Below are 14,594 nucleotides of genomic sequence, written 5' to 3' on the forward strand. Positions count from 1 at the left end.
CGGCGCATTGCGCCGCCTTTTTCGTGCCCGTTTAGGAACGATCCAATTCGCGGCTCAGGGTCTCGCAACCGAGTTTGAGTTGCAGTAAGGCATCATCCGTCAGGCTGAGTTGGCAGCGCATGGCTTCCGGGATCCCGGAGGCCTGTTGTCGTAGCGCCTGTCCTGCTTCAGTGAGCACTAGCACGCGAACGCGCTCATCATTTTCCCGACGTCCTCGGGTCACTAAACCTTTGGCTTCCAGGCGTTTGAGCAGGGGCGTCAAAGTACCTGAATCCAGATGCAACTGTTCACCCAGTTGCTTGACACTCACCCCATCCTCTTGCCACAGCACCAGCAGCGCCAGATATTGCGGGTAGGTCAGATCCAGCTGCTCCAGCCAGGGGCGATAGGCGCGGATCATGGCGTTAGTCGCGCTATACAGCGCAAAGCAGAGCTGGTTTTCCAGCCGCAACTGCTGGGGGTTATTCGACATGGCCACTCCGGGAAATAATATTGCACACAATTTAGTTGCGTTCATTGTAGCTCAGGTGTACAAAGAAAAGGAAATAAGTTGCACACAATTGAATTGTGTAATCAAACTATCGTATTCACAGAGGAAGACCGCCATGACTGCACTTTATACTGCCCGCGCCACTGCCACATCTGGTCGTAATGGCCATGTCGAGAGCTCAGATGGTTTGCTCTCCCTGGAGTTGGGATACCCCAAAGAGTTGGGAGGTAACGGCCTGGCAACCAACCCGGAACAGATGTTTGCAGGGGGTTATGCGGCCTGTTTTTCCAACGCCATTCTGTTTGTCGCCAAGCAGCAGAAGCAGGAGTTGAGTGCGGCACCGGTTGCAGCTGAGGTCGGTTTGCATCAGGGCGCTAGCGGCTTTGCCTTGAGCGTCAAGCTCGCCGTCACGCTGGATTTACCCCGGGAATCGGCACAGGCACTGGTTGCTGCCGCTCATCAGGTTTGCCCCTACTCTAATGCTGTGCGTGGCAATATCGAGGTACAAGTCACCGTCAATGGTGAGCCTCTAGTGGCCTGATGGATGGCTAAAATAGGCTTCGTTTGACCATTGTCCTGCTTCTTAACCACGGCTCCAGCGGCTGAATTTAGCGCTGGAGCCGGTGTGTTTTCTGGCGTTTCGGATGCTGCTGCTCCCCCTTCTTTCTCTCCTGCAACCACAGTGGGGTGGTTATCAAGCTGGTGCGGCGGCACATTTTTGGTGCGCACTATTTAATCATCCGAAAAACAAATTCTTTATTCGAATTCCAACAGCTTCTGAATGGCTATTTCGATTGCCCTTGTTTTGCGGGAAAGCCGACAAGTCAATCGGAAAAAATAGAACTATTGCTAAAAAATCAGTAATCCCCCTCCGCTCGGCACATCAGCAATAAATCCCATTAAATACAATCCATTAACATTAGTGCAACACCAAAACACCTCAAAATGCCCGATAAATAAGCAATTCGAAATTATTTGTTTGTGAATAGATCACAAATTGGTCACTTTATTGCTTCATAACAGGGGTGGGCAGCGGTTAGCCCAGTTCCAGATCACGGCGGCGAATACCTGGATTTAACATCTTTCGCTGTCTTTCGTTCGAAGAGGCTAAGGAGAAGCATCATGCGGATCAGTATTTTTGGTATGGGGTATGTTGGTGCCGTGTGCGCCGCCTGCATGGCTCAACGGGGCCACACCATTATCGGCGTTGACGTCTCGCAAGAGAAGGTTGCCATGGTCAACGCGGGCAAGTCACCGATCGTCGAGCCAGGACTGGATGAGTTACTGGCTGCCGGTAAAGCTGCTGGTCGCATTTCGGCTACCACCAATTACATGGATGCCATCTACAACAGTGATATCACCTTCATCGCTGTCCCTACTCCCAGCATGAAAAATGGTGATTTGAGCCTGGATTACATCGAGGCGGTATCCCGGGAAATCGGTTATGCCCTGCGCGATAAGAAAGAGCGCCATACCGTGATTGTGCGTAGCACAGTTTTGCCGGGGACTGTGCTCAAGGTGGTTAAACCGATCCTGGAAGATTGCTCCCAGAAGAAAGCGGGAGTCGATTTTGGCCTCGGTATCAACCCGGAGTTTTTGCGCGAGAGCACGGCGATCCGCGACTACGACGAGCCACCGATGACAGTGGTCGGAGCTTTCGATGACGAAACCGCCCGTGTCATGGCGCAGCTGTACAGTGACCTCAGCGCGCCGTTCATCTGCAAGCCGATCGAAATCGCCGAGATGATCAAATACACCTGCAACGTCTGGCATGCCACCAAGGTCGCGTTTGCCAATGAAATTGGCAGTATCGCCAAGGCCGTGGGCGTTGATGGTCGCGAGGTGATGGATGTGGTTTGTCAGGATCATAAACTCAACTTGTCCCGCTACTACATGAAACCCGGTTTTGCCTTCGGTGGATCTTGCTTACCCAAGGATGTGCGCGCGCTGAGCTACCGGGCGGGCAAGCTGGATGTCAAAACCCCCCTCATTTCATCGATCATGCCGAGCAATGAAAATCAGGTGCGTCGTGCGTTTGACATCATCGAAGGGCTGGGCAAGCGCAACATCGGCATGCTGGGGCTGAGCTTCAAGGCTGAAACCGACGATCTGCGGGAGAGTCCTCTGGTTGAGCTGGCCGAAATGCTGATTGGTAAGGGCTACAAGCTGTCCATCTATGACCGCAACGTCTCCTTCGCCAGTGTGCATGGCGCGAACAAGGATTACATCCACGGCAAGATCCCCCACGTCTCCTCCCTGTTGGCCCAGGATGAACATCAGCTGATGGCCGAATCGGATGTGCTGGTGCTGGGAAATCAGGACAAAAGCTTCCTGTCGATGCTGGAGTCCTGGCCGGATGATAAGTACCTGGTGGATCTGACCGGTTTCATGACTCATCCGTCCGATGCGAACAAGCAGGGTATTTGCTGGTAAGCGAGGTGCGCCATGACATGGATGCAACGGTTCAATGGCTGGATGTTGCTGATAGGCGCCTTGATGGGACTGGCTTTGCTGGTCCCACCTCAGGTGTTTGAGGTACATCACGCCCAGTTCCTCCTGCTGGTCGGTGCCGTGGGGCTTTGGCGTTACAGCGTCGGGTTGACCCACTACGTTCGCGGCCTCTGGTTTCGCTATGTGATTTTTCCGCGTCACAAGCGGCAAGCCCTGGTCGCGCTCAAGGAACAGCCGCCATCTCATATCTATCTGATGGTGACCAGTTTCCGTATCGATGCGCTGACAACGGCCATGGTCTATCAGTCGGTGATCCGTGAGGCCATCGATTGCGGGTATCCCGCGACCGTGGTGGCCTCCATTGTCGAGCTCTCCGATGAGTTGCTGGTCAAGGCGCTATGGCAGCAGGCGATGCCACCGGAAGAGCGGGTAAAGCTGACCTTCGTGCGGATCCCGGGAACGGGTAAGCGTGATGGGTTGGCCAATGGCTTCCGTGCCATTGCCCGCGACCTGCCGGATGACAGTGCTCTGGTGGCTGTGGTGGACGGCGATACGGTGCTGGAGTCCGGAATCATCGGCCTGACGGTGCCCTACTTTTCGCTGTTTCCCCAGGTTGGTGCCCTGACCACCAATGAATACTGCGATGTGCTTGGTAGTTACTGGATGAGTGAATGGCACAAGCTGCGCTTCGCCCAGCGGCACATCAACATGTGTTCGATGGCGTTGTCCAAGCGGGTGCTAACGCTGACGGGGCGTATGTCGCTGTTCCGGGCCAGTGTCGTGACCTCGGCAGAATTTATCGATGATGTGGAAAACGACCATCTGGATCACTGGCGCTTGGGACGGTTCAAGTTCCTGACTGGAGATGACAAGTCCAGCTGGTTCAGCCTGATGCGCCAAGGTTGGGATACCTATTACGTCCCGGATGCGGCGATCACCACGGTGGAGCATCCGCCTGATCGCAACTTCTTCCGTGCCGCCCGACAGTTGATGTTCCGCTGGTATGGCAACTCGCTGCGGCAAAACTCCCGGGCGACACGACTGGGGTTGGGGCGGCTGGGGGTCTTTACCTACTACGTACTTCTGGATCAGCGGATATCCATGTGGACAAGCATATTGGGGCTGACGGCTGCTGTGATTGCCAGCTTCAAATACTCCCCTGTCTATCTGGCGATTTATTTGCTGTGGATTGGGCTGACGCGCACTTTCGTCACCCTGATGTTACTGGCCTCTGGCCACCGCATCGGGCCGGCGTTTCCGCTGATGCTCTATTTCAACCAGATCGTGGGTTCCATGGTGAAGATCTACGTGGTGTTTCGACTGGATCGCCAGTCCTGGACCCGGCAGAGCACCAAGCTCAGTCACGATCACGGGGCATTTCAGGCCTGGTTTAACCGTTGGTCGACTCTGACGATGACCTTTTCGGCAGTCAGTGTTTTTGTGGCAATCGTGTTGCACATGGTGTGAACAGTGGGTGCCGGAAGTCCTGGCGAACAGGCTTCCGGAACCCTGGCAGGAATGATTCCGACTATGGAAGGACAAACAAAATGGCTACTCCCAATTTGAATCTGGTTCATGAAAACGAGGCGCAGCGGCGCCATGCGCGGGTCCGGATGCCGGCACGAATTATCGTCAACGATGGCCACGGTGGCCAATTTGCCCTCGAGGTGAATGACCTGTCGGCCAGCGGTTTTAGCGTGGTCGATACCAAGTCGCTGCTGAAGTTGCAAGGGCGCTATCAGGGCCGCCTGTTATTCAACTTCGAGGCGGTGGAGTTTGTACTCAATGTGCAGTTCCAGGTGGCTAACCATATCGCCGATCAGCAACGCTTCGGCTGTGAATTTCACGATCTGGGCAGCCATGAAATATCGACCCTGCGTCTACTGATCACCAAATTTCTGGGCGGTGAAATCACTCAGGTGGCCGACGTATTGTCGACTATGAACCGGGAGAATTTCACCAAGCCGCGCAAGGCACAGACCAGCGCAGGCTTGACCGGATGGCAGCGGATCCGCGCCGTGGCCGTGAGTCTAGTGTCATTGGCGATTGGGCTCAGTGCGTTCAGTTATATCGCTTTTCAACTCTACCAGACCTACTTCGTCACCGTGGCGCGCAGCGCCGTGGTGTCACAGCCGTCCGTAAGCGTACTGATGTCCCGTGATGGCACAGTGGATTATCTGGTGAAACCGGGTGATCAGGTCGTCAAGGGAACGCCTTTAGCGAACGTCAGTTCACCATTAGCCAATATCTTGCCCGGAATGATCACCAAAACCGGAATGGATGCCTCTCAGCTCAAGAGTCTGCTGGCCGGTGAGCTGAACAGTGTGGTGACTAGCCCTTGTGATTGTCAGGTGCAAAGCCTGGTGGTGGACAATGGACAGTTTGCTGACAAGGGGGCCAGTGTGGCTGTGTTGGTCCCACAAGGCAGTCAACCCTTCGTGCAGGCTCGTTTTGATTATGCGGATGGTGACAAGGTGCTGGTCGGCGGGACCGTCAGCCTGACGTTACCAGGGCAAGACAAAGCCCTGAATGGAGTGATTGAACAGGTGAGCGTGGTGGGTGATCTGAGCACTGGAGCCGCTCCGGTTCAGGGAGCTTTGCTGGCAACCATTCGTCCGCAAGAGACTCTGGATAGCCAATGGCTGCACAAGCCGGTTCAGGTCGCGCTCGGTGAACTGCGTTTGCCTGGTGAACTGGCTCGATAAGGGAGAAGCATCATGTCCATGCAAGCAGGGAGAGCAATTACGCTATTGGCCGGACTTGTGGCTGGTTGCAGCGTCATGGATGTGGATCTGGCGCGTCAACAATTGATGCAGGGTCAGAGCCCGCAGAGTGAGTCCATGTTGACCACCATGGCTGCGGCAGGCTATCAGGATGCACGTTTTGCGCTGGCGGAATGGCAGGCCAAGCAGGGTGATCCGGATGGCTTGCTGCAGGTCAAAACATGGTTGATGCAGGAAATGGATCACAGCGGGAGTGCCATTGCGGAATGGCGTTATTTGCAGTGGCTGGTGCCCGCTTCGGTTTCCATGCCGCAATGGACTCCGGAGGCGCAGCAACGCTTGGCCGAGCGGCAGCAGCGGCGTGGTGATGCGTTTGCCTTACAAGCTCGCTTGTATGCACTCCATCCGGATCAATTGGATCCTGAAACCTTGCGCCCGGCTTTCGATGCGCTGGATTTAACCGATCCGGTAAAGGCCGATCTGTGGTTGCAGGCGCAGTTGCGGCTTCCGGCCCTGCAGCTTCCGGCGCAGGAGCCGCGGCTGCAAATGGCATGTGAGCACGCCGGTGCCCAGGGCGAGGCATTGCAACATTGCTTGGCCGCCAAGCTGGCAGCCTCACGCCATGGTAGTTCCCTGGCGCTGCCGGATTGGCAAGAGCAGGTGAAGCAGGCCTATGAAGCGGGGCACTTGCAGGCCGTGGGGCTGGCAGCCCTGATGGATGATCTCGGCAGCTCCCAGCCGAATGGTCCCCAGATTCCGACGGCCATCGAGTTGGGCAAGTTGGCCATGGCAGATCCGGATATTGCGTTACGGGTTTATGACCTGCAATTGGGGCAGCCAGGGGAGGAAAGCGAGACTCAAGCGATGGAAAGCCGTTTGCAGCAACTGGCTCAGGAGGGGCACCTGCTGGCGTATTCCCAGCTGGGACGCCTGTATCTGAACTCTCCGCGTCGCGTGATCGATATTTCAAAAGCCAAAGCGTATCTGGAGCAGGGTGCCAGTACGCCGGAGGGTGCTTACTGGCTGGCGCAGATTTATCTCAGTGGCCAGCTGGGGGATGCCACCGCAGAACATGTTCAGCGCGGTGTGAGCTTGATGGTGGATGCGGCGCGTGGGGGGCATCGGAAGGCCGATGCCTATCTGGCCGAGTTGTTTGCCAAGGGCGATGGTGTGGTGCGCAACCCGGTATATGCCTACGTCTTCAGCGAGTTGGCCTTGTCGCGTTCGGAGTCGAACAAGATGACCAAACTCCAGCAATCATTGACGTTGAATGCGGCGCAAAAGAGTGCGGCTGAACAATTGCTTCGGCAGGAAGCCCAAAGCCGGGAGACTGGATTGACTCTCGAACTGGCTGGTCCGAAAACCACCAGTGATATCGTCCGCCAGGATGAGGAGCAAGGATGAAACTACGTCTATTAGCCCTATTTGTTGGAGCATGGGCCGGATTGGCTCACGCTCAATGGCAGCCGATTGTGCGGCTGAGCGCTGATTCGTTGCAAAGTGACAATACCCATCCCGATGAAGGTCGTGATGCCTATTACGTGGAGGGACAACTGCGGTGGGATGGGCAATTGACCCAACAGCAGAGTGCGCACATGGATGTTCGGGGGTTTCTCTCCGATCAGGAGCTTGATCTGCGTGATGAAGAGGTCGGGCGAACCGCTAGCAGCCAAACCGATCGCTATCTGGCGTTGCGCCAACTGTGGTGGCGCTATCAACCGCTCGGGTTGACCCCGTTTCCCGGTGAATCCATGACCATAGGGCTGCAGCGCCAGCAAAGTGAGGATGGCAACTGGTGGGATGCCAACATTGAATCTTTGAGCTGGCGTCTGGATACCACAACCACTCGCGCCATGCTGAGTCTGGGCCAGCGTTTTGACACCTACCGGAGTGGGGATAGTCAGCTGGATGCTTACGATGACAACAAGTTACGCCTCTTTGGTGAAATCAGTCAGGACTGGAGGCCCTATCAGGCGCTGACAGCTCGCTTTATGTATGCCACCCAACATGGTCAGGAGGCTGCTGAGTTCAGCACCGGTGATCCGCAAGGTGTAAACGGCAACTGGTTGTGGCTGGGTTTGGGGACGGCGTCCGAATGGTTTGTGCGTCGCCAGGAAGAGCAGCCTTTAGCTTATCACCTTGAATGGACCGCCCTGCAAGGGAAGTCCGACTTCTTGCCCCTGAGTGGCACGGCTGCGCGCTCCTACGATATTCAAGCCTGGTCGTTAGATGGGGGTGTGCGTTACGACTTCAAGTTACCGCAACGGCTGGCGGTCGGGTTGCAGTATGCCTATGGCAGTGGTGGTGCCGATGCTGATAGCTCCGAGGTGTTTGTACAAACCGGGTTGAATAACAACCGTCAGAGCTTCCTAGGTAATCGCCAATCATTGAGTCGGTTCAACGATGTGTTGCGTGCCGATCTGGGGAACCTGCAGCAATGGTCTCTGTTCACCGCCATGGAGCCATCAGCCGATCTCGAAATGGGCCTGTCCTGGTCCTGGTACCAACGAAATGACGACAGTTTGCCGATTTTCAGCGGAGGTCGTGCCTTGCCGGTCGAGCTCAATGGCAGCTCTGATCTCGGCCAGGGTATCGATCTGGTGGCCTCCTGGTATTTCCACTCGGTTCTGGACAACCCCCTTGAGGGGCGTTTGCGTCTACGTGGCTCCGGATTTGATAGCGGAAGCGCCTTCACGGCACACAGCGGTTGGGATCAGCGTTGGGTGCTGGATGCGACGTTCAACTTATAGCGCAGGAGTACAGGGATGAAATTGACCATGAGATGGAGAGGGGTGCTCAGCGCTACAGCGCTGCTCTGTAGCCTGGCGGCCACAGCGACACCCTATGAACTCAAGACGTTAGCTGCAACCGGTGTAGAGCCGGCGGAAGTCGCTTTGCCGGATGTCTCCGGTTACACCGAGGCGGCAATTCAAGCAAAGCTGGCTCCCTGGTTAAAGCGACCAGGGAATGCCAATGTCGAGCGGATGAGTACCAACGTCGAGACCCGTAAGTTTTTCATGGGTGGCCGCTTAAGCATGTGGGCCCAGATGCAGGGGCAGTTCCCGCAGGTACTCTTTGTCCGTGGCGGTCTGATGACGTTGCCCAAATTGGCGGCTGCTTTCCCTGCCGCCATCCAGTTACGAGGCAAGTCGGATTATTTGTTACGTTTGCCGCTGATTGTCGGTGCTGATGGTGCTTTGTTGATTGCACCAGGCGAAACATTGCGCATGAGTGAGGAGCGAGGCTCTTTCCTGGTTAATGCGGGAGACTGCTTTGTTTTAAAAGCTAGCCTGTTAGCTTGGCGGGAACAGGGCAATAAACCGGCACTTTTTAGTGGCGACAAGCATAAATTCCGTCCCTTCTATACCGCGTGGAGTGGTTCGGAAACCTATATGTATGGCAGTGAGATCTCTCATTTAGGATCTGCTACCACCAAGGCCTATGGAATTTCGCTCTCGGCTTTCAGTAAAAGTGATGAAATCTATGCGCCTAAGGGGATGAACCTGTCCCAGCGCCCAACCGGATGGCTGGTTGAGAACCATTTCTTTGACATGTTTTATGGCTTTTACTCCTATGAAGCCGATGATGTGGTGATCCTGCGTAATCGTTACGAAGACAACTACTACTACGGGATTGACCCGCATGACCGCTCTCGTCGCTTGATTATTGCCGAGAATCGCGTCTGGGGCACCAAGGTGCGCCACGGGATTATCGGATCGCGTGAAGTGGATGACAGCTTTATCTTCCGCAATATCAGCTTTAACAACCACTTATCCGGAATCATGCTCGATCGTTTGAGTAACCGAAATCTGGTTGCCCACAATGTCACCTATGGCAATGGCAGTGATGGTATTGCCATGTATGAAAGCCACGACAATCTGCTGTATGCCAATCAAGTCTTTGAGAACGCACACCACGGTATACGTTTCCGTAATAGCCGCAACATTCGCATCGTCGACAATGTGATCCTGAAAAATGGTCGCTATGGCGTCTATGGCCATATCAAGGATCTCTCCTATCAAACCTACCGCGACTTCAAGCTGGACCCTTACGAGCCTCGTTCATCTGCATCGCTACAGGGTGGTGTGATCGGATTGAACAAGAGCGGCGCTGTCTTTGTCGATGAGACCGAGCAGATGGCATTCAGTAATTTGCGCTTGGAAGAGAACGGCGGAAGTGTGCCGTTACGGGGTGATTTGCGGCCGCAGGCAGCCGAAATATTGCTGGCGCTACGACAGCAGAATGCTCAGGTGAAGTTAACCCAGACACCTGCAACTCCCGAGCCCTGAGGTGCGATATGGCAAGGATGCGCTCTCTCATAGGGTCTGAATTAACCCTGCTCTATACCTCGGTCTGGAAGGAGTACTGATATGGTCTTTTCATCCACTTTTTTCCTGCTGGTGTTTCTGCCGTTGTTTCTGGCGATCTATTACCTGACGCCGTTCCGTGGCCGCTCCATGGTCATACTGCTGGGCAGCTATGCCTTCTATGCCTGGTGGCGGGTCGATTTTCTCGGCCTGTTCATCGCCGCAACGCTCTGGAACTACTGGGTGGGTATCCGCCTGGAAGCGGCACTGGGCACACCGCAGGCCAAACGTTGGCTGGCGTTGGGTATCGGTGTCGATCTGGGCGTGTTGGCGTATTTCAAATATGCCGATTTCGGCATCGGTTCCCTGAATAGCTTGCTGACCACTTTGGGTTCCGAACCGCTGCCCTTGATGCATCTGCTGTTGCCGATCGGCATCTCCTTCTATGTCTTCGAGTCCATCAGCTACCTGGTGGATGTCTACCGCAAGGAGATACCGGCGACCCGTCGTCTGGATGATTTCGCGGCTTTCCTGGCGCTCTATCCCCACCTGATTGCCGGGCCCGTGATCCGTTTTCGTGATCTGGCGGCACAGTTTGCTCATCGCGAGCATACGCCGCAGCTGTTTGCGGCCGGGGTTGCCCGCTTCATGCAGGGCTTTATCAAGAAGGTGGTGATCGCCGACTCGGTGGCCACTATCGCCGATGCCTCGTTTGGGTTGAGCGATCCGACATTTGCCGATGCCTGGCTGGGCATACTGGCCTACACCATACAGCTCTACTTCGATTTCTCCGGCTACAGCGATATGGCAATTGGCCTCGGGATGATGATCGGCTTTCGGCTCAACGAAAACTTCAACCACCCCTATATCAGCCAGAGCATCACCGAATTCTGGCGTCGTTGGCATATCAGTCTTTCTACCTGGCTGCGGGACTATCTCTACATTCCGTTGGGCGGAAGTCGGGGAGGCACCTGGATGACCTATCGCAACCTGATCCTGACCATGTTGCTGGGTGGGTTGTGGCACGGCGCCAACTGGACCTTTGTGCTGTGGGGTGGATGGCATGGCTTGTGGCTGGCAATCGAACGTGCGCTGGGCTGGGGCAAGCAAACCCGCTTCCAACCCCTGAGCTGGTTGTTCACCCTGCTGTTAGTGATGGTCGGCTGGGTGTTGTTTCGCGCTCACAGCGTCGGCGAAGCCTTCGTCATGTACGGGGCCATGTTCTCCTGGCCCAGCCTGGAGCTGAGTCCGGATCTGAGTTTCTCCATCACCCGCATGTCTCTGGCGTTGCTGGTGGTCGGCATTCTGGTGGTGCTGTGGAGCCTGCTGCCCAATCGGGTGCCATCCCTGTTGCGGCAAGCCGTCTTGCGGCATGCCATGGCATTGCAGCTGGTGGTGCAAGTGCCGCTGTTTGCTCTGGCGATGGTGAAGCTGGTGGCATCCAGCTATTCCCCATTCCTCTACTTCCAATTCTGAGGTGCTCACGATGAGAAAGCATATCCGCTACATCAACGGGGGACTCTGGCTGGTGCTGATGGTACCGCTGGCGCTGATCTCCTGGAAGGAACTCAGTTGGCCCGCAGACGGTGGTCGCGCCTGGCTGGATGGCCGGAATGCCCGGCAAATTGAAAGTTTGTATGACGAAAAATTTGTCATGAAAGACTGGGCTACCAACGCCTGGGCTGCACTGGATTATCAGCTGTTTAACGAGGGGCGTCCGGGTGTGGTCGTCGGCAAGCAGGGGTGGTTGTTCAGTAAGGAAGAGTTTGTCTGGTCCCCCCGGGAAGCGGCCCATTTACAGGTGGCACTGGATGAAATCGCCACTGTGGCTCGCCAATTCTCGGCGGCCAATATCCAGTTATTACCAGTGTTGCTGCCAGCCAAGAGCGAGATCTACAGCGAGCAGTTGCAGCAGGTCAACCCGCAGCTGCAAGCGCGTTTGTATGAGCAAGCTCTGCACGGACTGGCAGATCGTGGGGTTTCTGTTGTTGATTTGCGCCCTCTGCTATGGCGCGCCGCTAAGCAGCAGGAAGTATTCCTGAAAAGCGATACCCACTGGACGCCGTTTGGTGCCAGTCAGGTGGCCCAGTGGACGGCGCAACAGCTTGGTCAGGAGGGGGATGGTCAACGGTTCAGCACCGAGCAGGGCGAGGCCAAATCCTATCGCGGTGATCTACTTAACTACATTCCGGTGGCGCCATATTTTGCCGACTGGGGGCCAGAAGCGGATCTATTAGTGACGCCGGTGACGCTGGATAACGGCGGTGGCGACGACCTGCTGGCTGACGTTCCTGCCATTACTCGCCTGCTGATTGGTACCAGCTACAGCGCCAACGAAGCCTGGAACTTTGCTGGAGCCATCAAGCAGGCCACGGGAGCGGACTGGGTCAACTATGCCGAACAGGGCAAGGGGCCATTCCAGCCAATGCGCACCTGGTTAGCTGATAACCCGTTAGCTAAAACCGAGATTCGCCAGGTGATCTGGGAAATCCCGGTTCGTTATCTGGTGCAGCCGTTACCGAAACCCGAGTCCTGAGATACGAGTGTTCGATGATTTTAAGGTCAACTGGTTCCATTCAAGGAGTAATGACAATGAAAAAATGGATGATGAGTGTCGTGATGGGTGTTGCTCTGTTTCTGACCCACCCAGCGTACGCGGGTGATGCCGCACTCTATGGCGCAATAGCTCCGGCCAATGCGGGGTTCTTTCGCGTCATGAATGCCGACTCCACGCCGCTGAGTGTCGAGTTTAACGGCAAGTCCTTCACTCTGGCTGGTGGCAATTGCAGCCCCTATGCCTTTGCGGTGGCTGGAAATTACACCCTGAAACTGAACGGACAAGCATTGCCTCTTACTTTAAGTAAAGGCAGTCAGCAAACATTCCTGTGGCAATCCGGCAAAGCCACACCGGTCACTGAGCAACCGTTCAAAGACAAGGCCAAGGCGCGACTAGCCTTATACAACTTGACGACCGATGCTCTCTCACTACAAACGGCTGCAGGCAAGTCCATCATCGGACCGGTACAGTCTGCTGCGTTTGCCAGCCGGGATGTCAATGCGGTCAAAATGCCGTTCAGTGTGGGTAAAGAGGGCCAAGTTCTAGCCAGTACGGCGCCGATCATGCTCAAACGTGGGCAGGCCACCAGCTTGTTTGCGCTGACCGTGAGCGGGCAAACCAAGATCAGTGTTGTGGAGACTCCGCAATGAACGGCCTGATCTCGTTACCGATGCTGCGTTACTCGGTATCGGGAGCTCTGCTGGCTGTGGCCACGTCGGCTACCGCCGCACCTGAGCCGATTGCCGTGGAACCGATTTATAAACCGGAGCCTTGCTGCCAGCTCTGCCCGGCGGCACTGGAGCAGAGCAATTACAAGGGCAGTGAGCTGGAGTCCATGTGGCCAGTCGTTGAGGGGAAAGACGGTTGGCTGTTCCGCGCTCGCAGTGATTTTGCGACCGAGTTTGGTCCTAAACCGGCGGTGATGGCGATGCTGAAACAGTTTGTGGAGGCATTGGATCGTCGCGGCTCCCGCTTGATGATGATCTATACCCCCAGTCGCGGTTTGATGGAACGCGACAAGAGTGCCACGCCCTTTAATTACCCGTTAGCGTTGAAAAACTACCGGCAGACGTTGGCCGATTACCGCAAGATGGGAGTCATAACCCCACCTCTGGATCAACTGATTGGCCAGATGGCGGAGGATTATTACTTCAAGCGGGATATTCACTGGACTCCGGCAGGTTCAAAGGCGACGGCCAAGCTGTCAGCGCAATTGATCAAGCAGGAGCCATTCTACAGCCAGCTTCCGGATAAGCAGTACAGCACCCAGGTCAGCGGTTACTCACCGATTGATGGATCCATGCACCGGGCGGCCAAGCAGCTCTGCCAGCAGGGCTATCCGATGCAGTACTGGAATGAGTACCAGACCACTGAAACCTCCGGTGCCGATGATCTGCTAGCCGAGGAGAGCAGCCCCCAGATCGTCTTGCTGGGCACCAGCTTCACGGCTCTGCCCAAATTCAACTTCGATGGCTTTTTGCGTGAAGCATTGGGCAAGGATGTCATGAATGTGGCGATGACCGGGGGGGAGGATCGTGGAGCCTGGTTGGAATATCTCCCCTCGGACGGGTTTCAGAAAGCTCCGCCCAAATTGATCATCTGGGAAACACCATCCCATTACAGTCTTTCAGATAAGTCACTGTTTCGGCAGTTAATTCCTCTGGTTGATAACGGCTGCGCCAACAGTACTCCCATCATGGAAGGGAAACAGGAGATCCAGCCCACTGCGGGGCAGAACGAGTTGGTGTTCAGTCAGGAGTTGCTCAAGGAAAAAGCCGGCGAGCTGGTGATGGATATGACGGTGAGTGATCCGACCGTGCATGAGCTCGAAGTCACTGCCTGGTACGGCAACGGGACTTCTGAAGCGTTCAAGGTGAAGCAGAACTCCCGGGCGAATACCGGAGGTCGCTTTGTCTTTTTGCTGGCACAAGATGAGTCGCGCCATGACCAGTCCTTTATTTCTCTGGATTTGACCAAGGTGAAATCCACTGAAAGCAAGGTGTCTATCGCGACCAAGGTGTGCCGTCAGAATGAGCAGCCTGGTCTGCAAACGGCGAGGAGATAAC

The 14,594-nt window shown here is 55.5% G+C and carries 13 protein-coding genes; 12 read left to right on the forward strand and 1 reads right to left on the reverse strand.

The genetic code is table 11. From position 1 onward, the window contains the following. Positions 1–31: 31 nt before the first annotated feature. On the reverse strand, positions 32–472 hold the full coding sequence (gene ohrR / locus ACZYUB_RS05655; RefSeq protein ID WP_463946240.1) for a transcriptional regulator OhrR: 441 nt from the start codon (positions 470–472) through the stop codon (positions 32–34). Positions 473–605: 133 nt separating this feature from the next. Between ohrR and ACZYUB_RS05660 the strand changes: the two genes are divergently transcribed. The 12 genes from ACZYUB_RS05660 (at position 606) to ACZYUB_RS05715 (ending at position 14,593) form a co-directional block, all read left to right on the forward strand. Beyond that, positions 606–1,031: an organic hydroperoxide resistance protein gene (locus ACZYUB_RS05660; protein WP_463946241.1), complete on the forward strand. Its 426-nt coding sequence runs from the start codon at positions 606–608 to the stop codon at positions 1,029–1,031. 103 nt (positions 1,032–1,134) lie between these two features. After that, the gene (locus ACZYUB_RS05665) at positions 1,135–1,383 is read left to right on the forward strand and encodes a hypothetical protein (RefSeq protein ID WP_463946243.1); all 249 of its coding nucleotides are present in this window, start codon (positions 1,135–1,137) and stop codon (positions 1,381–1,383) included. 229 nt (positions 1,384–1,612) lie between these two features. After that, positions 1,613–2,923 (forward strand): nucleotide sugar dehydrogenase, encoded by a 1,311-nt coding sequence (locus tag ACZYUB_RS05670; RefSeq protein WP_463946245.1) that lies wholly within the window; start codon positions 1,613–1,615, stop codon positions 2,921–2,923. 12 nt (positions 2,924–2,935) lie between these two features. Further along, entirely contained in the window at positions 2,936–4,408 is a 1,473-nt protein-coding gene (locus ACZYUB_RS05675; protein ID WP_463946247.1) for a glycosyltransferase family 2 protein, read from the forward strand. A gap of 80 nt (positions 4,409–4,488) precedes the next feature. Next, complete coding sequence (locus ACZYUB_RS05680; protein ID WP_463946249.1) at positions 4,489–5,646, forward strand: PilZ domain-containing protein; 1,158 nt, start codon at positions 4,489–4,491, stop codon at positions 5,644–5,646. 12 nt (positions 5,647–5,658) lie between these two features. Then, positions 5,659–7,068, forward strand: a complete 1,410-nt coding sequence (locus ACZYUB_RS05685) for an SEL1-like repeat protein (RefSeq protein WP_463946251.1) — start codon at positions 5,659–5,661, stop codon at positions 7,066–7,068. Further along, positions 7,065–8,414 carry an alginate export family protein gene (locus ACZYUB_RS05690; RefSeq protein WP_463946253.1) on the forward strand — a complete coding sequence of 450 codons (1,350 nt, stop codon included), beginning with the start codon at positions 7,065–7,067 and terminating at the stop codon, positions 8,412–8,414. The genes ACZYUB_RS05685 and ACZYUB_RS05690 overlap by 4 nt, the downstream gene beginning before the upstream one ends. A gap of 15 nt (positions 8,415–8,429) precedes the next feature. Next, complete coding sequence (locus ACZYUB_RS05695; RefSeq protein ID WP_463946254.1) at positions 8,430–9,953, forward strand: right-handed parallel beta-helix repeat-containing protein; 1,524 nt, start codon at positions 8,430–8,432, stop codon at positions 9,951–9,953. A gap of 81 nt (positions 9,954–10,034) precedes the next feature. Beyond that, positions 10,035–11,447, forward strand: coding sequence for an MBOAT family O-acyltransferase (locus tag ACZYUB_RS05700; RefSeq protein WP_463946256.1), 1,413 nt, complete (start codon positions 10,035–10,037; stop codon positions 11,445–11,447). A 10-nt stretch (positions 11,448–11,457) separates the two neighbouring features. Beyond that, entirely contained in the window at positions 11,458–12,507 is a 1,050-nt protein-coding gene (locus tag ACZYUB_RS05705) for an alginate O-acetyltransferase AlgX-related protein (protein ID WP_463946258.1), read from the forward strand. A 56-nt stretch (positions 12,508–12,563) separates the two neighbouring features. After that, the gene (locus ACZYUB_RS05710) at positions 12,564–13,178 is read left to right on the forward strand and encodes an alginate O-acetyltransferase AlgF (RefSeq protein ID WP_463946259.1); all 615 of its coding nucleotides are present in this window, start codon (positions 12,564–12,566) and stop codon (positions 13,176–13,178) included. Next, entirely contained in the window at positions 13,175–14,593 is a 1,419-nt protein-coding gene (locus ACZYUB_RS05715) for an alginate O-acetyltransferase AlgX-related protein (protein WP_463946260.1), read from the forward strand. Before ACZYUB_RS05710 ends, ACZYUB_RS05715 begins: the two co-directional genes overlap by 4 nt. Position 14,594: the final 1 nt, after the last annotated feature.

Source organism: Pseudaeromonas sp. HNCC25DJ182, assembly GCF_055413365.1.

Excerpts from the sequence above, each read along its gene's own strand:
- ACZYUB_RS05680 (WP_463946249.1), top strand. The coding sequence starts at position 4,489 with ATGGCTACTCCCAATTTGAATCTGGTTCATGAAAACGAGGCGCAGCGG.
- ACZYUB_RS05665 (WP_463946243.1), top strand. The coding sequence starts at position 1,135 with ATGCTGCTGCTCCCCCTTCTTTCTCTCCTGCAACCACAGTGGGGTGGT.
- ACZYUB_RS05660 (WP_463946241.1), top strand. The coding sequence starts at position 606 with ATGACTGCACTTTATACTGCCCGCGCCACTGCCACATCTGGTCGTAAT.
- ACZYUB_RS05695 (WP_463946254.1), top strand. The coding sequence starts at position 8,430 with ATGAAATTGACCATGAGATGGAGAGGGGTGCTCAGCGCTACAGCGCTG.
- ACZYUB_RS05715 (WP_463946260.1), top strand. The coding sequence starts at position 13,175 with ATGAACGGCCTGATCTCGTTACCGATGCTGCGTTACTCGGTATCGGGA.
- ACZYUB_RS05670 (WP_463946245.1), top strand. The coding sequence starts at position 1,613 with ATGCGGATCAGTATTTTTGGTATGGGGTATGTTGGTGCCGTGTGCGCC.
- ACZYUB_RS05675 (WP_463946247.1), top strand. The coding sequence starts at position 2,936 with ATGACATGGATGCAACGGTTCAATGGCTGGATGTTGCTGATAGGCGCC.
- ACZYUB_RS05710 (WP_463946259.1), top strand. The coding sequence starts at position 12,564 with ATGAAAAAATGGATGATGAGTGTCGTGATGGGTGTTGCTCTGTTTCTG.
- ACZYUB_RS05685 (WP_463946251.1), top strand. The coding sequence starts at position 5,659 with ATGTCCATGCAAGCAGGGAGAGCAATTACGCTATTGGCCGGACTTGTG.
- ACZYUB_RS05690 (WP_463946253.1), top strand. The coding sequence starts at position 7,065 with ATGAAACTACGTCTATTAGCCCTATTTGTTGGAGCATGGGCCGGATTG.
- ACZYUB_RS05705 (WP_463946258.1), top strand. The coding sequence starts at position 11,458 with ATGAGAAAGCATATCCGCTACATCAACGGGGGACTCTGGCTGGTGCTG.
- ACZYUB_RS05700 (WP_463946256.1), top strand. The coding sequence starts at position 10,035 with ATGGTCTTTTCATCCACTTTTTTCCTGCTGGTGTTTCTGCCGTTGTTT.
- ohrR (WP_463946240.1), bottom strand. The coding sequence starts at position 472 with ATGTCGAATAACCCCCAGCAGTTGCGGCTGGAAAACCAGCTCTGCTTT.